This is a genomic window from Pseudoalteromonas sp. S408 (genome assembly GCF_005886645.1).
Lineage (GTDB): Bacteria > Pseudomonadota > Gammaproteobacteria > Enterobacterales > Alteromonadaceae > Pseudoalteromonas.
Genome location: NZ_PNDY01000011.1, coordinates 1 through 20,637, shown reverse-complemented (window position 1 = coordinate 20,637; position 20,637 = coordinate 1). Strand labels below are relative to the sequence as shown.

Below are 20,637 nucleotides of genomic sequence, written 5' to 3'. Positions count from 1 at the left end.
TAAAAACTCTGACTGCTTTTTTTTTATACAAATTGCTATTTTATATTATGCTCAAACGAACCAACATCCCCCGGAAACACAACTGGCGACTCAAAACCATCATGACTAACTGATGATACGCCAAAGTAGTAATTATCTATTACAACGTTTTCAAGTGTGAAATCAGAAACATTACCCACGTATTTACTAAACTGCCATTGCGGTTCACTTGTGTAACGCCAATATATTTTGTAACCGGCAACGGTATCATCATTACTTTTTTGCCACGAAAAGGAAGTACTGGCCTTAACCGCGCCTGTAATTTTAACGTCTTTTGGAGGGGCTGGAGCCCATGCCATAGATGCCATAGTCACTGCGTTAAGTGATGTTAATTTTGCTGCATAATCAAAATCAACACCGTCAATTGTATCTCCGTATGTGATGCCATTTTCTGTGCGTAAGTCTTGGTGTTGGCGATCATAATGCTCATTGGTTTCCATTATACGCACCGCTGCAAACCCGGCATCATTAAATGGTCTATGGTGTCCGCCTCGTGCAAACCTGTCTAATCTGTAAACAAGCATTGTGTCTAGGTTGGGTATATATCTATCTGCAACGGTATCAATATAACGCGCTAGATTTCTGCTCGCAGAATCAACCTCACCACCAGTAAACCGGCGAGTACGAGCTTGCGCTTTTGTTTCTACAACACGTGTACCTTCTGAAAAAATACGTGCAGTCGTATTATCGGTCACACCGTTTATGCCCGTAATATTGCCTATCATGTCATTATTTAAAACACCATGTACTTGCCAGTTATTCTTTTGAGCGTACGCTGTTAAAATTTTACCACCAAATAACCCCTGCTCTTCTCCCGATAACGCGGCGTAAACTACAGAGCCATTAAATTTATATTTACTTAATACCCGAGCTGCTTCAATAACTCCAGCGACCCCAGATGCATTATCATTTGCACCCGGTGAGTCACTAGTAAAGTCCATGACATCGCTGACACGTGAATCTATATCACCCGACATCATCACCATACGATTTGGCTCTGTGCTTCCACGTTGAATAGCAACAATATTGACTACCTCAACTGGGTTAGGGATACGTTTTTCACCAGATATAGTGTCCGATACCTCAATAATTTCTAGGCAACCACCACATTGCGCTGATATTTTTTCAAACTCGGCTTTAATCCAACGTCGTGCGGCGCCAATACCTCGCGTGTCAGATTTAGTTTCTGAAAGTGTATGACGTGTACCAAAGTCCACCAGCGTTTGAATATCACTACCAATTCGCTCAGCTGATACGTTTGCGGCAATATCATGTAATTTCTGTTGGTCTTTGTATTGCACCTCAGCCGCACTAGCCCCGTTCGATACTGAGCAAGCAAGCGCAAGCGCGCTTACCTTTAATAATTTTATTGATGGTTTAAGCATATATGTCGCTCCTTATTGTTATTGGTTCACAATTACCTATGTATTTGTATATCGCAATTGATTTGAGGTAAATACGAAAATAAGTACGCTAAAGCGCAGTAAAGAAGGGTTCTAATTCGAGTTCAATATAAAAATAGTTGCCATGATTATAAAGTAAGGGATCAAACCAAATATCCACAGCTTTAGCCCTAAGGTATAATGTTTAATAACTTTTTTGTTCACCCTTTTGCGAACTCTGACTTTATAATCAGAGGCGTTACCAATTACTAAATTCATCCCCCCTATAATAAGCGCTAAATAAAGTGCACTAGATACTATTAAATTATGTCTTAATGAATCTGTCAGTATTTTTGCATAGTCAAAACAAAAAATAAGAGCAAATATCCCTATATAAACAGATAAGACCATACCGATGAGTACACTCGCTTTGTAACCCGTATGCGTGTTTTTTGGATCCACTTTTTTCAGCCACTGAGCACACACAAAATGTACAGCGCAAATAAACGATCTCATCTTCTATCCTTGAATTAATGAGTAAGTTGGATATTGTTATAACTTATAAAACGGTCATGCAAACCCACACTTAATAATACCGAAGCTGAAAACACAAACAAAATTACAAAAACAACACAGGCCAGCCCTACGCTATTTTGTGAGCTAGTAATAAAAAATTTTATACATAAAGCCAAACCAACACTAAATATTGCAAATTTGTTGAAAACAAAGTAGCTAGGTATCTCAAATGCCCATAATGACGTTTCATTTATAAATTGTTTGTAACCATAAAATACAAAGGCAATAGCACCAACTAAAGCCACTGTCAAAGTAATGAGCGTGACCTCTAAAGCCATATTTTTGTGAATAAGCAAATAACCAAGTCGAGTTGAATAAATAAAAATAGCGAGCCAAACTACCAATACAGGGCCTAAAATTAATCCCATTTTTCTTTCCTTGAATGTATTAAATGATTTAATTTAAACCAAAATACTACACGGTTAAGCAAATCAATAAACTTAAAACCGAATAACTTAAGTAAACTTTTTATTTTCGTGCCAAACTAATAAACGAAGACTCTGGATAATAAATCAATTTCGAGCAACTATTGCCTGTAAGTTCGCCTTGTTTTTATTAAAGGCCCTAGGCTTGGAAAGTTTAATTATCATCATGATTTGATAAGTTAGTAAATCACTTAATCAGAATTCCAATTTAGTCATCATTTAAAATAGTAAAAGTATGCGCCAGTTAAAAAATGAAACGCTAAAATGTAACCTTGTGCAGTTTAAGCAAACGGCGCTAGGTCCTATCTATGTTTATGAAAACTCGCAATACCGTTGGTTAACACTTGATGAAAAACGTGAGCAAGATGCTGTTATTCAGGGTGTAATGAGCCAAAGTAGTCCAGAGCGCGTCTTAGTACCTGTTAATCAAAGCATGCTACTTTTTTTATTAAAGTCAGTAACCAATCTCAAGATGCTAAATTTAGGACTGGGAACGGCGGGAGTAGAGCGCGCTATATACTACTTGCTTAATAAAAAACAACTTATAAAAAATCTACATACTTTTAATACCATTGAAATTAACCCTGATGTGGTTGAAATTGCACATACACATTTTAAATTGCCAAAAACACACTCTGTATTTATACAATCAGCTGAGCAATTTATTCAGCAATGTGAAATTAAATACGATGTGATCACCATCGACATATTCAGTGGAGAGCATCACCAGCCCTTTTTAAATAATGCTCTTTTTTGGCAAAATATGACGCACTGTTGTCATTCAAATAGCCAAATAAAACTCAACATAAACCCTAAAACAGCTCAAGAGTTACACCTGTTACTGGCCATGTTAAGAAAGTACTTTAAAGCAATCGCGCTTGTTGAATTTAATGAGTATAAAAATATAGTTATTGTTTTAAGCCCCAGTTCGTTAAAACACATTAGCGTTGATGAAATTCAAAATTCTGCAGTTTTTGAGCACCTTGCACCCAATTTATATAAAGATATTAACCATATTTATCACATTGAATCGCAGTAATTAGCGACCTGGCTCATGCTTTTCATAGCAAGGCAAACTGGTTTCTAACTGCTCCCAATTCGCTTTTGAAGTAACAAAATTATGAGATAACGGTTTTTCTGTAATATCTGTATCCAGTAAACCTAACCGAATACGAATACGGCTAATATCACTGCTGTTTGCGCTATAAATAGGCGAACCGCAGCAGGTGCAAAAATACCGTGTTCTACCAGGTTTAAACGAATAACCACTTAATGAGTCTTGCCCTTGAGTAATTAAAAACTCATCTGCATTTACAAAACCATTTGTAGCAAATGCCGTCCCGCTGTTTTTTCTACACAAAGAGCAGTGGCAGTGAATAATACTGGTAATATTACCTGTAATTTTTACGTTTACTTTTCCACACAAACAAGCGCCTGAATACATAATATTTCCTTATTAATTTCTTAAAATAAATACATACGCATGTTAACTATAAAGTTATTTAATATGAATAAGTTTCAGTAATTTACTGCGAACACGTCAAATCTTATATTATTTTTACCTATATTTAATCCTGTCAAATTATTTTGATTTACAATTAGGTTATTATTGGTTATAAAGTAAATGCAATTTGGTAATAACAAATTAAAACCATCCAACTAAATCTTATTACCAATATAAATTTACTTCTGTTTATGCTGTCAATACCAATTACATAAAGAGCAAACAATGCGCTATAAAAACGGTCTTCTACTAATGGGGTTAACCTCGTTAGTGGCATGTAGTCAAAATCACCAACACTCTTCCACGTCTCAATGGTTGTTGATCGATAATTTTGAAACGCAAACGTTAACATGGCAAAAAGCTGATACAGACAATCAAACCAATCCATACGTACCCTACCCACAAGTGTCAAAAATATCGCAAGAGGCTGAATCCTCAAATCATTATTTGTTAAAAAAACCAGCCGCCGAAGGTATTTTTGGCAACCGAAAAGCACTCAGCTTTACCAAACTGCCAAAAGTAGTAGAAGTTGGTGAAACTTACACGTTTTTTACACGTATAAATGTAGAAACATTTCCTAATAACCATGCTTTTGGATTAAGTAATCTGCAACCAAATGAAATAAAAAAGCAGGGTTACAACGCGTTTGAACCCACGTTGCGTGTAACAGATAAAGCCGAGTCGAATGGGTTTAAAAACAACGGTACGTTAATGGTTAAAACAGACAATGGCTACAGCAATATACAAAACTACAAAGCCGCTCAATCAGCACAGCCACTCAATACAAATCAATGGTACAGCATTTGGTATGTGGTTAATAACGCGCCTACAAAAATGCAAGGCCAACAATATAATGTGTATGTTCAAGGTGGGGAGTTTACAACTCAAACACTGGTATATAAAAATGCAAAATTTAGAATGAAACGCGAACAACCACTTATTTACTTTTTAGCAAACGCAAACACCGGACCGGCTAAAAAGCCCTATGGCAACGGTGGGTTAAAATACGACGACTTATATATGAGCCGAGGCATAAACCTTTCGAACCCTGTTAGGTAAAATAGCCTACCTAAGTAATGATTAACCTGAGTTCAGGTTAGTGAACACAAAACTGCATTTAAAAATACTTAAATGGTATGATACCCCATATTATTTGCTATTTAAGTTTTTAAAATGTATCGATTATTTGAAAGAATGACCAACGCATTTCCTGAGGAAAAACCCACTCAGCCGCCTTCTACTTTATTTGCGTTTTGCCGCCATTACACCAAGGGCATGGAACTCTCACTAGTACTTATGTCGATAAGTGCGGCGCTCTTGGCTATTTTAGAAGTTTCGTTATTTAGTTATATGGGCCAATTAGTAGATTGGCTAAGTACGCATACACCTCAAACCCTGTTTGTAGAACAAAAGTCTGAACTTATCAAAATGGCTATTATGCTGTTAGTCGTTTTGCCCATAGTGGTTTTTTTTCATGCAGCCATCTTGCATCAGGCCTTACTGGGCAATTACCCTATGTCAATTCGTTGGTCGGCGCATCGATATTTACTTCGCCAAAGTGTGAGTTTTTACCAAAATGAATTTGCTGGACGAATAGCCACCAAAGTCATGCAAACGTCTTTAGCGGTTCGCGAAGCAGTAATGAAGTTGCTTGATGTACTTATGTACATAGTGGTTTACTTTGGCGCAATGGTGTTTTTAGTGGCTGAAGCTGACTGGCGCTTAATGATCCCATTGCTTGTATGGCTTGCGTTGTATGCTTCAATACAGGTTTACTTTGTTCCTAAACTTAAAAAAATAGCCAGTTCACAAGCCGACGCCCGCTCAGAAATGACGGGCCGTATTGTTGATAGCTATACAAACATTTCAACTATTAAACTTTTTTCGTACACCCAGCGGGAAGAGCAATATGCTAAACAAAGCATGGATGTATTTTTACAACCTGTGTACAAACAAATGCGTTTAGTAACCAGCCTTAACTTTGCAATTAATACGCTAAACTACTTATTGGTGTTTAGTGTTGCCGCATTATCACTTTATTTATGGTCATTAAGTGCAATTAGCACTGGCGCCATAGCTGTTGCAGTGAGTTTATCGCTTAGATTAAATGGCATGGCGCAATGGATCATGTGGGAAATAAGTAGCCTATTTGAAAACATTGGCACCGCCACCGATGGTATGAAAACGCTTTCAAACCCAATAAAAGTAGACGATAAACCTAATGCAAACACCCTTGAAGTAACACAAGGAAGCATTGAGTTTCAAAATATCCACTTTAATTATGGCAAAGCCGCTAACGAAACCCACCGCGGACCGGTAATGAACGGGTTAAATCTCAACATAAAACCAGGTGAAAAAATAGGGTTAGTTGGACGTTCTGGCGCGGGTAAATCAACGCTTGTTAATCTACTACTTCGCTTTTACGATACCGACTCTGGATGCATAAAAATTGATGGGCAAAATATTACTGACGTAAGTCAAGAAAGCCTTCGTCGTTACATTGCTATGGTAACTCAAGACACCTCACTACTTCACCGCTCAGTAAAAGACAATATTTTATATGGCCGCCCCGATGCCACCGAAGCCGAAATGTTAAACGCAGCAAAGCAAGCTAAAGCCCTAGAGTTTATTAATGACTTAGAAGATTCAAAAGGCAACAAAGGGTTTAATGCACAAGTAGGAGAACGTGGTGTCACGCTATCGGGCGGTCAACGCCAACGTATTGCCATTGCACGTGTGTTACTTAAAAATGCCCCTATTCTTATTTTAGACGAAGCAACCAGTGCACTTGACTCAGAAGTTGAAGCGGCTATTCAAGCAAGTCTGGATGATTTAATGACAGGCAAAACGGTAATTGCTATTGCGCACAGGCTGTCTACCATTGCTCAAATGGATAGACTCATCGTGTTGGATAATGGTGGCGTAGTTGAGCAAGGCTCGCACGATGAACTGATTGCTCAAGGTGGAATATATGCAGGCCTTTGGGCACATCAAACCGGCGGGTTTATTGGGGTGGAGTAGCTGTAAATATAACACGAAGTTATAGCGCTACAGCTATAACGTCGTGGTTTACTTATTAAGCAATTAACCGTAAACCTATTAATACCAACATGACAATGTTGGCAATAAAACTGATTAAAAAGAAATAAGTACGTGGGCTTGGGTTTTTTTCTGTTGCTATAACGTAATAAAGCACCATATGAACTATACGAGCAACAACATACACCCATACACATAGGGCAAAAGCAGCACTTTGGTAGTTAATTAAAAATGCAAATAACACTGTACCAATAAACAATGCGCTGTTTTCTAATGTATTTTGAAAGGTACGATGCGCTCTAAATATAAAGCTATCGTGCGATAAATCGTCGCTAATTTTACCCGGTACTGCACCCGGTTCTTTAGCTTTACTAAATGTTGCTACCCCCCACTGCACCACCAGCATAATTAAGTAAAAATAAAACCCTAAATAAGCAGATAAAGAAACTTCCGTCATTGTTAAATCCTTTATTATTAAAACTAAGTAATTAAAGCTGCAATACTTTTTTGCAAAATGAATACCAAATATAAATTCAATTTATTCAGCACCTTGTAATAAATTAAAAATCACTTTTGTAATAAATACATATTACTATGTGCCTTTTTACAACGGTTTTTTAAGTTCTGAGGCTTAAAGTAATACACACAACACCATGATCGGTTGTTAGGTCATCTCGCTCGTATTCTGGGTTAATTAAATGCCTGTCGTAGGTAGTATGGTCGCTGACCTCAAAAAAACTATCGTCGTAACTTGAATCAAACTCGCACGACAGCAAAATATAATCGAGCACTGAGCTGCTGGTGCCAAAGTATTGCGTTGGCTTACGCGTTAAAGGCGCTTGTTTGGCTATATTATTATCACTATTGGTATTGGCTAGTTCAGTATCATCAGTCGTAATAGCTAATTTTTCAAATAACGCCCACGAGTCATACAAACAATATTTAGCAAGGTAGGCTTTGGCATCCATTGCGGGAGCAAACCTGAGTGTATTTGTCAGTAAATGGCTAAGCACACCATCGGCTAGGTCATTATTAAAATCCCCCATTAATACCATAGGGTATTGAGTTGCTTCTCGTCGGGTGATCATTTGTATCATAAGTAAAGTCGCTTCGCTGCCGCGCTGTATAGTAGAGCCCCAGCCACCTGCTACATTCGCTTTTAATATTTCGATTATGTTTTGCTCGGGCGTAAGTGCTTTAGTGTGCTCATCAGTCTCAATCATGCCTCGCTTAGATTTAAAGTGCACAACATAACAATCAGTGTTCCCTAAATGCGGTAAAGTAATTGTAGCTCTCAGTACCTTTCGGCTAAATAAAAATGCTTCTGTTAAACCAAGTGAGCATGCAAGTTCTTTATCATGCTCTACCGCTATAACATCAACAATCGGGTATTTAGAGGCGATGCCGACGACTGGGTGCTTAAAAATAAAATCATCTATAACATGGGGTTTATCAACTACAGCAAAGTGCTCGTAACCTTGGTTTTGCATCAACTCTTTAAGCGACTCAATGCTAAATATTTCCTGAAAACCAATTACATCGGGCTGCTGCTCCTTTATGTATTCAGTTATCCATCGTTGTTTTCTTACCCATTGCTCAGCGGTGTATATGCGTTCAAATTCATAATAGGCGTTAGGTGGCTCAAGGTAGTTAAATAAATTAAAGGTTGTTATTTTTACTTCTTGATTATTAATTGAATATTCCTTCAAATTATCAGTCGTCTATATATTTTCCGTTATAATTGTCGCACTGCCTGTATTTTTATTACTAGTAACTCAGAGCAATCAATTTATATCTTTGTAAGAGCAGCGGAGTAAGATTATTTGTCAGTAGATAATAAAAAAGATCGCAACTCAATACAAACCTAGCGAAATTTTTATTTATAAATGGTTTGCGTATTCATTGCAATCAGTTAGTAATTTATACCTGCTATCCTTTTATCAAAACTCTACAATAACTCTCACGCGATCAGCATATAAACCAGGTGATGGGAACCTATCTTCTACCAATGTTTCAACTAAAAATTGATAAGCTTGGTTATTGCCAATGCCTACCCCTGCTACACTGGCGCCTACATCAGGACCAATAGCAGTATTACCATCGGTCGCAGAGATTTTATAAGCAATGCTTTCACCGCCAAATACCATATTACGGTTGCCATTAGTAAAGTTATCACCACCGTCAACAAAGTACTGATAACTTAATTGTTTTGTACAGTTGACATCAAAAGGCAAAATAGCACTATGTAAATCACCTAAATAAGATACGGTGCCTAATGAAACATCCGATGTTTGTACGCTACAACTAGCAGTAACATCGAGTTGAACATTAACAACTACACTAGCAGACCCTTCATCTCTTCCAAGACATATACCCGATAAACCAATTCCAGAGCAATAATCCCACTGCCAAAATATTGTAATTGAATCGCTATACGACCCAACACCGACATTCGAAGTCCCTGTTGATAAATAGATTGGAATCGTACCATCGTCTCCAAACAAACCAAGCAAGTCTAATAAGTTAAACGAACCAAAGCTAACGGTTTCGTTCAGGGTAAATGGATCTGTTCGCTCTGCTGCTGTATAGAGGGTGTAAGGGATCGCATCGCCATTAGTTGCAGTTAGTTGGAAATCAGCAGCAACTAATGTGGCATCAATTTCACTAAAGTCTAATAGGTTAACAAAACCCGAACAAGCAAAGTCAGAACTAAATGATGTTTCAACTACCCCAGTCGATATTGAGTTTGAATTAAAGGTACCCAAGTTTTGGTTGCTATTTCCCCCAACAACGCAATCCGCTAATGCCGTTTCACAGGTCATGACCATTATAGCGCCACAGCAAAGTTTAGATATGGTATTCATACTGATTCTCCTCGGGTCGAAATACGTACTAATCTATTCGATTTATTTGTTACATCTAAGCTTTGTTGCTTAAGTTGCTTATTGATTGAACATTTTGCAGATTAGGCATCACCGTCGTTGGCTTTTGAGCTAGATATGATGAGGTAAAATGTTTTTTAACAATTAAACCAGCACAAATATTTGATGTTCCATCACCTTGTGTTGTCAACGACGGTTTAGCATTATTTGAAAAGTGCTCGTCAAAATTAATGTCGTCTAAATAAAAGTCATCTTTGTGCTGCTTATTTTTTAGCTCTGTAGAGTTATTAAAATCATTACTACCTTGTAAAGGTGTAATTGATTTTTTAACTGATAATGTGTCCTTCAAAGGCGTATCTTTTAAAGGCAAGTCATCAGTATATTCCTCTGTTTCTAACTCTACAGGCTCAGCCACACTGCGCTTAGTTTCAGTTTTTGGTGCTTTACGTGCTTCTTTGTCCCCAATAGCTTCAGACTGCTGCACAGCTGTTGGTAATAAGCTTTCTTTGCACTGCAGCGGCCCAATAATCGCTTTTTGATGATTGACTTGGTCATAACTAAAGGACACAGTACATTGCTTGTTGCTCCACGTTAATACCATTTGGTTTGTGTCTTGTAGCGCTTGTGGATAAATTTCTCCATTGTGCGATACGGTATGCGATTGCTCCGCATTTATTACTGCATTCGCTCCTGCAGGGATTGGTTGACCTCGACTATCCTTTACAATCACAGTCGCCATAAATGTCTTTTTCTCACATTTGACTGGCCCAATAACGGGAATATCGGTACTTTGTTTGTAATAACTAAACTCTGCTGAACATTCTTGGCCCGCCCAGTTAACTGTTACTATATTTTGTGCTAATAATCCACTGAGGGTAAGTTCTCCATTAAGCCCGACCACAAAGGGAGCAGCTTGATCATTAATAATCGCTAAACTGCCAGCAGGGATTGGTAACTCGTTAGCATCAATAAGTAGTACTATGGCGTCCGATGCTTCAGCTGAGCAAGTGAGAGGGCCAATAACTGGCACGTCTTCACTCTCCTTAATATAAGGGAACTCTAAAACACACTGTTTATCATCCCACGTAAGTATTAATGTATTGTTGTCTTGGAGCTTTTCTAAATACAGCTCGCCGTCCCATCCTACGAAGTTATCGCCCTGCTCTTCATTTAAGCTAGCAGTTGCGCCAACCGGGATCGGTCGACCGCTCTCATCGTTGAGGATAATAATAGCTGCTTTAGTTTGATAAAGCTGAAAATCTATGTCAATACCATGATTTTCAGCTGCCATAATTTGTACTCTATCGTTAACTACATTGGTATCTATTGGTAAAGTTTTAGTGCTGATACTGACATTGACTGGGTTATATGATGCAAGCCCTGTCACAAGCAAAACCCCTTCTTCATCAGACTTTCCTACTACCTGATTCTCTACCAGTACCGGTACATCTTTAATTCCACCAGTTGAAACAACAGCAAAAGTATCAGCAACACGATTCCCCATTAATAAGCGGTTTTTAGAGAGCACCAATGAACCAGACAACTGCCCCCAATAACCACTTGATCCTCCACGGTTGTAATAGCCTGAACTCAGCTCTACTTTATCGGTACGCCAACTGCCATTTGCAGATAGATCACTTGAACCAATAACATTACTCACAGCACCTTTAAAACCACGATTCCCAACACGTGACATTGAAGCTGAAGCCACGGTTCGATTTTTAGTCCGTCTATTTTGTACGTGATTGATACTGGCTCTTAAACGTTGGCCAAAAGGAATGGATAGGTTTAAACCTACACTGAGATCTTTTGTATTAAGGTCCAAATTAACATTGGCCGACAGAGATGATTCTCCTATTGACTGGTTGTAAAAACCTGACAGTAGTTGTCGGTTTTCATTATCAAACTTTTCAATATCAAAATAACCAATCCCCAACGATACTCCATTAGCGAATGAATATGCCGTATTGACTTGCGCTTCTCGCTTGATTGGTGAGATAGCTTGGCTGGTACCAATATCGCTATAACCTGCTTGCTGCTGCTTTACTTTAGCCGAAAGCCCCCAGTTATCTGCCTGAAAGCGATATCCTGCAGAGCCTAACCAACCGCTATTGTCCTTACCTTTACCATGGGCTAGAGCAAATGAAAATACCCCTGCATTACCATAAGTGAAGTCAGTGCCTATACCTAAGTTATAAACATATTTATTAAGTTCAGTATGACTGAAAATGGTAATATTGTTTGTTAAGCCATAGCGAATATCAGCTATACCTGTAAGATTTGTATCGTAATCAAACGACTTTATACCGAAGTTCTTTCTCAGCATACCTAAGTTTAAATCGTAATCGTAAATCCCTTTTTTCAATAGTTCAGGGGCAACGTAAAATTGCAGGTCGCGAGTTACTGCTTGGCCATTGATGTCGGTGGTAACAATACTTGCACTAGCAAAGCCATTTACCCTAGGCTCGCTGTCGAGAATGAAGTTCCCAGGATCTACATTACCGCTAAACATTTTGTAGTTATTGACGAAAACTTCAACATCAGAGGGTAATACGGCACTGCCAACAAACTCAGGGTATGGGTAACTAACAAATTGTGGATTTAGCTCAAACCGGCGAGATAACTTTAATCCCCCCATTCGAACCTGTCTGGCCAAAGGGCTACCGCTCGTAAGAAGGTCTCCGACTCGCCAAAAACGCATTTTTTCTTCGTCATTATATTGCCAAAAACTATCGTAACGGGTCATCCCCTCTGAAACAGAGGTGTTACTAGAACTATTCCACTCTTTACGCAAATTTGCCGTAGTTTCGAAAATACCCAATTCAGAAAATGCTCGCCATTGCTGCAAAATATCAGTGGTCGCAGAACCTGATTCATAGTTTCGATAATATATATCGTAATTTAATAATGCTCCGCGAGATTTAGTGATCGCAAGCGTGTTTTTTCTTTTGCTTGTGATAACTTGATCTGGAAACAAATCTGCGTCTGCCGTGAGGTATAATCGTTGTTTTTCATAACTGTATTTACAGCTTATAGATTGTAAACCACAATAATCGACTTTACCCTTCAATTCACTCGCATAATCAGCAAGCAGTGAATCCCCAAGTACACCATCAGTACTCCAAAAATGATTATTTTTGTTTTCAAACTGTACTAACTCACTCACTGGTTTACCATTTAGATACACGTCTAAAAATAGCGTTTCAGCAGATGAGGTTGAGGAGTAGAAAGCGCCGACACCAAGCATTAATTTTACTAATATATACATGGCTATTTCCTAAATGCTTCAATCTCCACATCAACACCATTTATTTCTGCAGACAAAATTGAAGTGTTAGCTAGCGCAACCGATGGGATGTCGAAGCTATGTTGACTATTTGCAGGGGTATAACCAAGTAAACCACTGAAAATAAATGTTTCTTTACCATTTTCGTCAGCAAAGCGTAATTTTGAGATTCTGGCATGTCCATTAGTTTGGTTTTTAAAAGTTATTTGATTAGTAAGGCTATTGTGTGAATAACTTAATGCGCGGTTCCATATGCTTTTCAATTGACTAAGGTTGTTAGTGCGAGATACTGATAGATCAGGTCCACCTATAAAGAGCGGTAAAGCGTAGCGTAATTGAAGTAACAGACCCTGATCTGATGCGCTACTGGCATCTGGAATTTCATCTAAAAACACACGGTACAAACGTTCTTTATCTATATTACTCACCGGGCCTGTATTTACTATCCGCACAACTTGTTGCTTTCCTGGAAAAATATTAACAGATGCAGGGCTTACAATAACTTTAGGCTTTGGCTTTGTTTTGTCGTTATCCCAATTGCGTACTCTAATTTGGATTTTCATAGGGGAATTGCTATTATTTTGTAATTTTAACAAGGCAGCTCTCTCGCCTGGAGGAATATCGATGTTGACAGGTGAAATTAATAACTCTCCCGCATGAAGCGTTATAGGTTTAAACAACAAAATTACACCGAGTAAAAAAATTAGGCTAATGCTCTTCATGATGCTTCTCCTTAGAAAATGAGTACAACTTCGATATTATCATTGTAAATTCCCGCTGAAGGGGTAACTGGTTGAGGCGATATTGATGCGAAGATAGGTAACCATTCAAATAAGCCACTTGCATTTCCGCTAACAGCATTTGCATCGTCCCAAATTTGAGACCGCCCAGCGTCTTGATAAAGTTGATAAGGGATTAACTCCCCAGTAGAACTATTCAATAATTTTCTGTTGCTACTGTCTGTAGCATTTAATCCGTTACCTAGCTCGATTCGATAACTTAGATTTGGTGAACAACGAAAGCCAATAGAACCACTACCTTCATTAGATGTAGCTTGTGCACCGTAAGCTAAGCTACTGTATTCGCCAAAACTTATAACTCCAAATGAAGTTGCACCACTGCCATTGTCCAACACACATCCTTGCTCAATTTGAATACTAATCTCGCTAGTATCTTCAGATTGAGCCGCCAGTAAGGTCATTGGTGTGATAGCAAGCAGCACGAGCAGTATGTTTGTAGTCATACTTCTATCCTCACAGTGATGAAATTTTGCGACATATTTCAGAGCTGTGTGGCGCAGTTTTGAATTACCACGCAATAGTCATACGCACGGTATCTAAGTAAGTACCTGCGGCTGGTGTGGTTTGACCTGCTAGTACACGACCATAAATGGTAAGAGGTTGTGAAGTCCCCGTTCCGGATAGCGCTAGTGATTCAGCGCCTTCACCCCAACGTACTGACCGAGCAGCATCTTGATAGAGCTCATAATCTACAAATGCTCCACCAGATTCAACACGACGTTGACCAGTCAAAGGGTTTGAACCATCATCTAGTGACACACTATATGAAAGGTCAGCATTACAGGTCAGCTCTATACTGCCTGCACCTGCAGCCCCTGTTGACTCAGTATCAATAAATAAATCAAGGTTGCTTTGCTCTCCAAAATCTACAGATGCAAATTTATTAATCCCAGCGCCTGTGTCTGCAGCTCCATTTATAGCGCAGCCTTGACCTATGATTAGTGAAACATCAACATCGCCACGAATCTCGTTGGCAAAAGAAGAACTAATGCTGATTGTTGAAGCTGCTAATGTAATGATTGCTAAATTTAATTTTTTCATAATCCACCTCAGTGTTTTTCGTAAGTTTTACTTTAGGTTTATTCTTTAAGAGCAGTATTAGTGCCAACCTGGTTAAAAATCAAACTATTAAATTACAATAAGTTAAAAACATTCTATTTCGGTATTTTTATTTTTTATTCAATTGATTTGCAAAATGCAATTCAACTATTGCATTTTGCGAATTCAACAGTACAAAAATAAACCAACACATTATCTTGTTACGAATGAGAATCTAGCGATACGGAAGTTTGTTAAAATTATGAGTATTTCGAGCGAGATAAAAGATGTTTTTAAGCAAAATTTTTAAATTAAGTATTATGTAAGAATCTAAGTAGGCAGCGCTTACAGATAAATAAGCTTTAATGCATATGTGTTAATTTTTTTGTAAAAACGCACCATCACCTCTTTAAATTTATATATAAGTTGGTATGCTACGCGACCTTTTTTAACATATGGTTATCAAACAAAGGCATAGCCAAGGGGCGGCTAACGCTACAAGGCACTTACTATAAGTGGCAGCAATATTACATGCATCACGTTAAAAACGTTATGTGTAACTTTAAATAGCAATATACAAAAGTACTATTAAGGTCAAACTATGCGATTAGGTCCAGGATTACTAGTCACTGCAGCCTTTATTGGGCCAGGCACAATCACCACTGCCAGTGTGGCAGGCGCCAATTTTGGTTTTGCCCTTATATGGACATTACTATTTTCAGTTATTGCTACTATATTACTGCAATCTATGGCTGCACGACTGGGTGTTGCCACAGGGCAAGATTTAGCGCAGGCACTGAGAGCTAATATTCAAACACCGTTATTTAAATTGTTAGCTATATTTTTGGTTATCAGCGCTATTGGTGTTGGCAGTGCAGCATACGAAGCGGGCAATTTAAGCGGCGCGAGTATGGGGTTAATAGGTATATTTCCAAACGTTAACCCGCAAATATGGACCCCTCTAATCGCTTTTTTAAGTGCAGTATTACTTTATAGCGGCAAACACAAAGTAATAGAAAACGCATTAATAGTATTAGTGATTTTAATGAGCTTAGTGTTTATATCTACACTGATTATGGCTGCCCCTTCGCTAAATGATGTATTTTCAGGCTTTATGCCTAGCTTGCCCGAAGGTTCAATAACAACGGTACTAGCACTCGTTGGCACCACCATAGTACCTTATAACTTATTTTTACACTCTGGCGTTTTAGCAGCCAAGCACGATAGTAAAAGCGATTTACAAAAAGTAATAAAGCAAACCAATGTTGATACCGGATTATCAATTACCTTAGGCGGTGTGATCACATTAGCTATTTTGTCTACCGCATCGGTCGCCTTTTATGGCACAGAGGCAGGGCAAATCAGCGCAGCAAACATGGCTGTACAACTAGAGCCCCTGTTAGGTGATGCAGCCCATTACTTTTTTGCTATTGGCTTGTTTGCAGCAGGGTTAACAAGCGCCATTACAGCGCCCCTTGCTGGCGCTTATGCGGTATGTGGTATGTTAGGTTGGTCAAACAACATGGCTAGTACTCACTTTAAAAGCGTGGCGATTATTATTTTATTGTTTGGTGCAGGCGTAGCATCGCTTGGGCTAGACCCTGTCGCGGTTATAATATTCGCGCAAGCAGCTAACGGTTTATTACTGCCTGTTATTACTATTTACTTAGTGTGGTTGGTGAATCAAAAATCAGTGATGGGGCAATTTACAAACTCCATTTTTTTAAATTTGATTACTCTTCCTGTTTTAATACTTATTTTTGGCTTAAGTAGCTACAAACTTATCGGTTTAATTTTTAACTAAATGCTAAAAAATCATATTTAAAAGCCGCTGTTTACTAAAAATAGCGGCTGTTGCTTATTAACAAAACAGTTAATTTTTTTTAGTACTTTTAGCATCTTTTATCAGCTGTGCAAACGTATAGCCTCCAACCGCACCAGCAAGCAACTGTAAGTAAAATCCCCAACCTCTCGCGCCAGCAATTATGGTTATATTCATAATTGATTCAATAGCAATGAGCGCGGTCGCAAAAGCAGCTATACCCGCTATAACAAAAAGCCCGGCATAATGACCTTTTAATTTTTTATTAATAAACCAGGTTACAAAAAAAGCAACAATAAGTGCAACAGCAATAATAGCGCCGTACGTAGGAAGTAAACCTAACCAATCGTCGAATGTTAAATTAACACGATCGGCAAACCCCACCACTACACCTACATTAACTAATTGATTGACAACGTATTGGCTATGAAACAAGCTAGCAAGCGTAAACGTAAGTAACCAAGCAACTAAAAATGAAGGGAGTATACGTGTTAAAAACAACATGGTTATCTCAACTTAAACAAAATAATCTTTCTTACAGTAGCAAAGGCTTGCACCTTAAACAATCTATCTCACTTTTTATACTATGCGTGCTCTTTGCGTTTAACGTTAATGCAAACAATGAATTACCTCAAAAACAATATAAAACGCAAACATTAGCTACACAGTTAAACTCACCGTGGAGCATGGTGCAACTACCAAATGGCACGTGGTTAGTAACCGAGCGTGATGGCCATGTAGTGATCATTAAAAACAATCAACAAAGTAAAGTAAAATTACCTCTTGAAGGATTATATGTTGCAGGCCAAGGTGGTTTACTCGACATAGTACTCACGCCTAATTTTGCTGAGTCTAAGGAGCTTATATTTACTTATGCCCAAGGCAGTCTTGAAGCAAACAGGCTCGTTATTGCCAAAGCTAGGTTTGATGGAACACGCTTTTCGGTACCAAAAGTTATTTATAAAGTCGCCACCGATAAGGGTACACCTCAGCATTACTCTGGCCGCGCCCTCTTTCTCCCCGATAGCACTTTACTTTTTTCAAGTGGCGACGGTTTTGACTACCGCGAGCAAGCACAAGTTATAACCAGCCAGTTAGGTAAAGTGCTACGAATTAATTTAAATGGTACTATTCCAACCGATAATCCGTTTATCAAACATGAAAACTCTACCGCGCATGCCATTTATTCACTCGGCCATCGGAACTTACAAGGTTTAGTGTATGATTACGATGCACAGCAAATTGTCAGTCATGAACACGGTCCCGCAGGCGGTGACGAGCTGAACTATTTAACAGCTGGAACTAATTATGGGTGGCCGGTAATTACAAACGGTGACGATTACTCACAAGCACGTATTTCCCCGTTTAGAGACTACCCCGGAATGGCTAAACCAAGCGTAGATTGGACGCCATCAATCGCTCCATCAGGCATGGCGTATTATGGCTCTAAGCATGCAGCCTTCCCTTCACTGCAACGTCACGTACTTATTACTACACTGGTCGATAAAAAGCTCTACAGTGTTAATTTAGTGAATGGTAAATACACCCAGTCACATGTATTTCCAGAAGCAACAGGCAGGCTAAGAGATGTGTTTGTTACAGCTAAAGGTAATGTAGCAATATTAACCGATGGCAAAGAGGCAAAGCTGATGTTGTTTAAAGCAAATTAATGTACAAATAGGGTTAAAGGTGCTTCGCTTTTAGAGGATACTAGCGGCTTAAGAGAGCCGCTTTAATCACTCACAATCAGGTAATGGCTCACTAATTGTAAGTGTATTAGTACCAAAATCTACTATAGCTTGGTACTTTCTAAAAAATGGAGAACCTAGTAACCCATGTATTGTATTGCCGCCACCAGCGGCCTGAACATGGTCTAAGTTGAGTGATACAAACTGCGTACTTTCATACAACTGGCCTGCCAGTTCAAATTTCAAAACGTCTATTAAGCCCATTTCATGTTCGGCTGTACCTAACCCTGCGGCATTTTCTTCGCTTAGTTCCTCTTTTACCCCAAGCTTTTTAATACATGCCCTATCTAAAACAGATGCACCCGCGGCTGTATCTAAAATTAAATTTACTTTATGCCCGTTTATTTCAGCTTGTATAATTTGATGCCCTGTTTCTGTTACTTCAAATTGCAAGCTTGTGGTTTTAACTAATTCCATGAATGTTCCTTATTTAGGTTGATTTACAAACACTCTACTACAGTTGCCTTCTAAAGCAACCGCATAAATAGTAAGCAAGTGACTTTTCACTCACAGCCCTTTTGTATTTCAAATCTTGCAGTAATTTCTCAAACTAAATATACAAAAACTAATTTTCTTAGAGCCTATTAATTCACAAAGAGAGTTAGAGGCGCTTTGCTTATAGAGAAATCTGGGAAGTCCATATAATGGCTTAAATAAAGGTGCATCTAACTAACTGCGACTTGATGTCTGAAGTCAAGATTTGACCCCCTTAACGCCCGAATTGACCGTCAATTTATAAAAACGGTCAAAAAGAACACTAATGCCTATTGACAGAGTTAAGGCTCATATGTGTTAGGTGTTTTCTTGGTAACAATCAGCACTTCTAGCACATGAAGATTTAATACCTAACTCTTCATGATATTGCGCCATAATATAAAACATGATTAAGAATATGCATGTAGCTATAACAAATTTGATCAAATGCTTGCTATAGAATGTTTTACGCCAAACACCATCAACAAATTTCGTGAAATGTTTAAATGCAAAGATAAAAGAAATTATTGCAATAATAAAGGGAATCATTCCCAGTAAATTCATACTCGACCTTAAACAGCTAACGCCGCATTAAGCGGACTAAAATTGTTGGTTATAATGTGTAGTGTAGCGAAGCCTAACCAACTGTTTTAGTTCCGTTTTTAATACCTTGTCAGCGCTTACTTTGCTGAATACTTGGCTTTTCCCAACCAAGAATACTTACGCAATAATTTACACCAACAACTAGATATTCCGTTATTTCTGAATTACCACACGACGAAAAACCATTACGCTTACTTTCTAAGTCGAACCAGCCACCAGAAATTATTTCGTGGAGCCACCCTGCTTGTAAGGAACATTCATGCCAAAACTCTAACAAGTCACCTTCATCTAAGACTCGAAAACCTGCAGGCTCTTCGAAAATAATATCAATTTTATCACCGTCAATAGATATTGTAATTGTTAGGAGATCAACATCAAAATTAAGGTTTATAACCTCAATAGTATTTGTTGAATTATCACACTCTAAAATCTTATTTTTCACAAAACCTCTGAGTACCGCTAACGCCCAAATAATGGGCAAATATCAGTTGGTTAAAATAAGCGACGCAGAGCAAAACCAACTGTTATTTGTCCTGATTAATTTGCTTGTATGGATAATAAACCCATAAATTAATTAATACTTTAACCTAGTTCGGGTAATGTGAGGCCCAAGCTTTGGCTGCAACCAAAGCCTTTTATACAGTAGTTCGATTGATTGAAGGCTCCTCTATTGAGAGACCGGTAACAAGTTAGAACGCTGTATAAACTCCAAGCTTTAAACTCGGATAGTCAACGGGGCCTCGAGCCCGAATAGCAAGGCAGAGTCAGCTTATTATGAATACAATAAATAATCAAAATGAAATTAACGTCGGTGTCGATACAGGTAAAACACAACTCGATATTTATATCAGGCCTTTAGACATTTACTTTACTGTAGAAAATAATCAAAGTGGCATTAAACACGCCATTCAAACCTTAAAAAAACACCCAGTAACACGCGTTACTATTGAGGCAACTGGACGTCTTGAACAGCCTTTTATCATAGCCTGCGCTGAGGCGAATATTCCCTTCGTTATTGC

The 20,637-nt window shown here is 38.4% G+C and carries 19 protein-coding genes and 1 pseudogene; 6 read left to right on the top strand and 14 right to left on the bottom strand.

The features are described 5' to 3' along the window. Positions 1-35 precede the first annotated feature (35 nt). From CWB62_RS09900 to CWB62_RS09890, 3 genes are all read right to left on the bottom strand, one after another. A complete protein-coding gene (locus CWB62_RS09900; RefSeq protein WP_138529235.1) occupies positions 36-1,424 on the bottom strand; it encodes a M28 family peptidase in 1,389 nt (462 codons plus the stop codon). A gap of 111 nt (positions 1,425-1,535) precedes the next feature. Beyond that, positions 1,536-1,937 (bottom strand): hypothetical protein, encoded by a 402-nt coding sequence (locus tag CWB62_RS09895; protein WP_058405523.1) that lies wholly within the window; start codon positions 1,935-1,937, stop codon positions 1,536-1,538. Between the two features lie 14 nt (positions 1,938-1,951). Next, positions 1,952-2,365, bottom strand: a complete 414-nt coding sequence (locus CWB62_RS09890) for a hypothetical protein (RefSeq protein ID WP_058405522.1) — start codon at positions 2,363-2,365, stop codon at positions 1,952-1,954. Positions 2,366-2,657: 292 nt separating this feature from the next. Here CWB62_RS09890 and CWB62_RS09885 point away from each other — a divergent pair, with 292 nt between their 5' ends. Beyond that, complete coding sequence (locus CWB62_RS09885) at positions 2,658-3,461, top strand: polyamine aminopropyltransferase (RefSeq protein WP_138529237.1); 804 nt, start codon at positions 2,658-2,660, stop codon at positions 3,459-3,461. Here the strand turns inward: CWB62_RS09885 and CWB62_RS09880 are convergent, their stop codons facing one another. Next, the gene (locus CWB62_RS09880; protein ID WP_058405520.1) at positions 3,462-3,866 is read right to left on the bottom strand and encodes a GFA family protein; all 405 of its coding nucleotides are present in this window, start codon (positions 3,864-3,866) and stop codon (positions 3,462-3,464) included. Between the two features lie 285 nt (positions 3,867-4,151). On the opposite strand from CWB62_RS09880, the gene CWB62_RS09875 reads away from it, so the two are divergent. Together CWB62_RS09875 and CWB62_RS09870 are read left to right on the top strand one after the other, a co-directional pair. Next, positions 4,152-4,985, top strand: coding sequence for a hypothetical protein (locus tag CWB62_RS09875; protein WP_138529239.1), 834 nt, complete (start codon positions 4,152-4,154; stop codon positions 4,983-4,985). A gap of 114 nt (positions 4,986-5,099) precedes the next feature. Then, positions 5,100-6,947 carry an ABC transporter ATP-binding protein gene (locus tag CWB62_RS09870; RefSeq protein WP_058405518.1) on the top strand — a complete coding sequence of 616 codons (1,848 nt, stop codon included), beginning with the start codon at positions 5,100-5,102 and terminating at the stop codon, positions 6,945-6,947. A 55-nt stretch (positions 6,948-7,002) separates the two neighbouring features. Here CWB62_RS09870 and CWB62_RS09865 read toward each other — a convergent pair whose 3' ends face one another. From CWB62_RS09865 to CWB62_RS09835, 7 genes are all read right to left on the bottom strand, one after another. Next, entirely contained in the window at positions 7,003-7,422 is a 420-nt protein-coding gene (locus CWB62_RS09865; RefSeq protein WP_138529241.1) for an MAPEG family protein, read from the bottom strand. 160 nt (positions 7,423-7,582) lie between these two features. After that, complete coding sequence (locus CWB62_RS09860; protein ID WP_249310739.1) at positions 7,583-8,674, bottom strand: endonuclease/exonuclease/phosphatase family protein; 1,092 nt, start codon at positions 8,672-8,674, stop codon at positions 7,583-7,585. Between the two features lie 231 nt (positions 8,675-8,905). Next, a complete protein-coding gene (locus tag CWB62_RS09855) occupies positions 8,906-9,829 on the bottom strand; it encodes a spore coat protein U domain-containing protein (protein ID WP_058405516.1) in 924 nt (307 codons plus the stop codon). Positions 9,830-9,884: 55 nt separating this feature from the next. After that, entirely contained in the window at positions 9,885-13,115 is a 3,231-nt protein-coding gene (locus CWB62_RS09850) for a FimD/PapC C-terminal domain-containing protein (RefSeq protein WP_138529243.1), read from the bottom strand. Between the two features lie 2 nt (positions 13,116-13,117). Beyond that, positions 13,118-13,855, bottom strand: a complete 738-nt coding sequence (locus CWB62_RS09845) for a fimbrial biogenesis chaperone (protein ID WP_138529246.1) — start codon at positions 13,853-13,855, stop codon at positions 13,118-13,120. An 11-nt stretch (positions 13,856-13,866) separates the two neighbouring features. Then, complete coding sequence (locus CWB62_RS09840; RefSeq protein ID WP_058405513.1) at positions 13,867-14,376, bottom strand: Csu type fimbrial protein; 510 nt, start codon at positions 14,374-14,376, stop codon at positions 13,867-13,869. A 64-nt stretch (positions 14,377-14,440) separates the two neighbouring features. Next, a complete protein-coding gene (locus tag CWB62_RS09835; RefSeq protein WP_058405512.1) occupies positions 14,441-14,974 on the bottom strand; it encodes a Csu type fimbrial protein in 534 nt (177 codons plus the stop codon). Between the two features lie 598 nt (positions 14,975-15,572). Between CWB62_RS09835 and CWB62_RS09830 the strand changes: the two genes are divergently transcribed. Continuing rightward, positions 15,573-16,775 (top strand): Nramp family divalent metal transporter, encoded by a 1,203-nt coding sequence (locus CWB62_RS09830; protein WP_058405511.1) that lies wholly within the window; start codon positions 15,573-15,575, stop codon positions 16,773-16,775. 69 nt (positions 16,776-16,844) lie between these two features. On the opposite strand, the gene CWB62_RS09825 is transcribed toward CWB62_RS09830, so the two are convergent. Next, a complete protein-coding gene (locus tag CWB62_RS09825; protein ID WP_058405510.1) occupies positions 16,845-17,297 on the bottom strand; it encodes a hypothetical protein in 453 nt (150 codons plus the stop codon). On the opposite strand from CWB62_RS09825, the gene CWB62_RS09820 reads away from it, so the two are divergent. Next, complete coding sequence (locus tag CWB62_RS09820; RefSeq protein ID WP_138529248.1) at positions 17,282-18,463, top strand: PQQ-dependent sugar dehydrogenase; 1,182 nt, start codon at positions 17,282-17,284, stop codon at positions 18,461-18,463. The genes CWB62_RS09825 and CWB62_RS09820 overlap by 16 nt on opposite strands. A gap of 66 nt (positions 18,464-18,529) precedes the next feature. Here the strand turns inward: CWB62_RS09820 and CWB62_RS09815 are convergent, their stop codons facing one another. Both CWB62_RS09815 and CWB62_RS09810 read right to left on the bottom strand, forming a co-directional pair. After that, complete coding sequence (locus CWB62_RS09815) at positions 18,530-18,958, bottom strand: retropepsin-like aspartic protease (protein ID WP_138529250.1); 429 nt, start codon at positions 18,956-18,958, stop codon at positions 18,530-18,532. Positions 18,959-19,688: 730 nt separating this feature from the next. Then, a complete protein-coding gene (locus CWB62_RS09810) occupies positions 19,689-20,060 on the bottom strand; it encodes a hypothetical protein (RefSeq protein ID WP_138529252.1) in 372 nt (123 codons plus the stop codon). A gap of 332 nt (positions 20,061-20,392) precedes the next feature. Between CWB62_RS09810 and CWB62_RS09805 the strand changes: the two are divergent. After that, a pseudogene (locus tag CWB62_RS09805) lies at positions 20,393-20,637 on the top strand (IS110 family transposase); the annotation flags it as partial.

Bases quoted from the DNA above. Each gene is read 5' to 3' on its own strand.
- CWB62_RS09900 (WP_138529235.1), bottom strand. From the start codon at position 1,424: ATGCTTAAACCATCAATAAAATTATTAAAGGTAAGCGCGCTTGCGCTT.
- CWB62_RS09895 (WP_058405523.1), bottom strand. From the start codon at position 1,937: ATGAGATCGTTTATTTGCGCTGTACATTTTGTGTGTGCTCAGTGGCTG.
- CWB62_RS09890 (WP_058405522.1), bottom strand. From the start codon at position 2,365: ATGGGATTAATTTTAGGCCCTGTATTGGTAGTTTGGCTCGCTATTTTT.
- CWB62_RS09885 (WP_138529237.1), top strand. From the start codon at position 2,658: ATGCGCCAGTTAAAAAATGAAACGCTAAAATGTAACCTTGTGCAGTTT.
- CWB62_RS09880 (WP_058405520.1), bottom strand. From the start codon at position 3,866: ATGTATTCAGGCGCTTGTTTGTGTGGAAAAGTAAACGTAAAAATTACA.
- CWB62_RS09875 (WP_138529239.1), top strand. From the start codon at position 4,152: ATGCGCTATAAAAACGGTCTTCTACTAATGGGGTTAACCTCGTTAGTG.
- CWB62_RS09870 (WP_058405518.1), top strand. From the start codon at position 5,100: ATGTATCGATTATTTGAAAGAATGACCAACGCATTTCCTGAGGAAAAA.
- CWB62_RS09865 (WP_138529241.1), bottom strand. From the start codon at position 7,422: ATGACGGAAGTTTCTTTATCTGCTTATTTAGGGTTTTATTTTTACTTA.
- CWB62_RS09855 (WP_058405516.1), bottom strand. From the start codon at position 9,829: ATGAATACCATATCTAAACTTTGCTGTGGCGCTATAATGGTCATGACC.
- CWB62_RS09850 (WP_138529243.1), bottom strand. From the start codon at position 13,115: ATGTATATATTAGTAAAATTAATGCTTGGTGTCGGCGCTTTCTACTCC.
- CWB62_RS09845 (WP_138529246.1), bottom strand. From the start codon at position 13,855: ATGAAGAGCATTAGCCTAATTTTTTTACTCGGTGTAATTTTGTTGTTT.
- CWB62_RS09840 (WP_058405513.1), bottom strand. From the start codon at position 14,376: ATGACTACAAACATACTGCTCGTGCTGCTTGCTATCACACCAATGACC.
- CWB62_RS09835 (WP_058405512.1), bottom strand. From the start codon at position 14,974: ATGAAAAAATTAAATTTAGCAATCATTACATTAGCAGCTTCAACAATC.
- CWB62_RS09830 (WP_058405511.1), top strand. From the start codon at position 15,573: ATGCGATTAGGTCCAGGATTACTAGTCACTGCAGCCTTTATTGGGCCA.
- CWB62_RS09825 (WP_058405510.1), bottom strand. From the start codon at position 17,297: ATGTTGTTTTTAACACGTATACTCCCTTCATTTTTAGTTGCTTGGTTA.
- CWB62_RS09815 (WP_138529250.1), bottom strand. From the start codon at position 18,958: ATGGAATTAGTTAAAACCACAAGCTTGCAATTTGAAGTAACAGAAACA.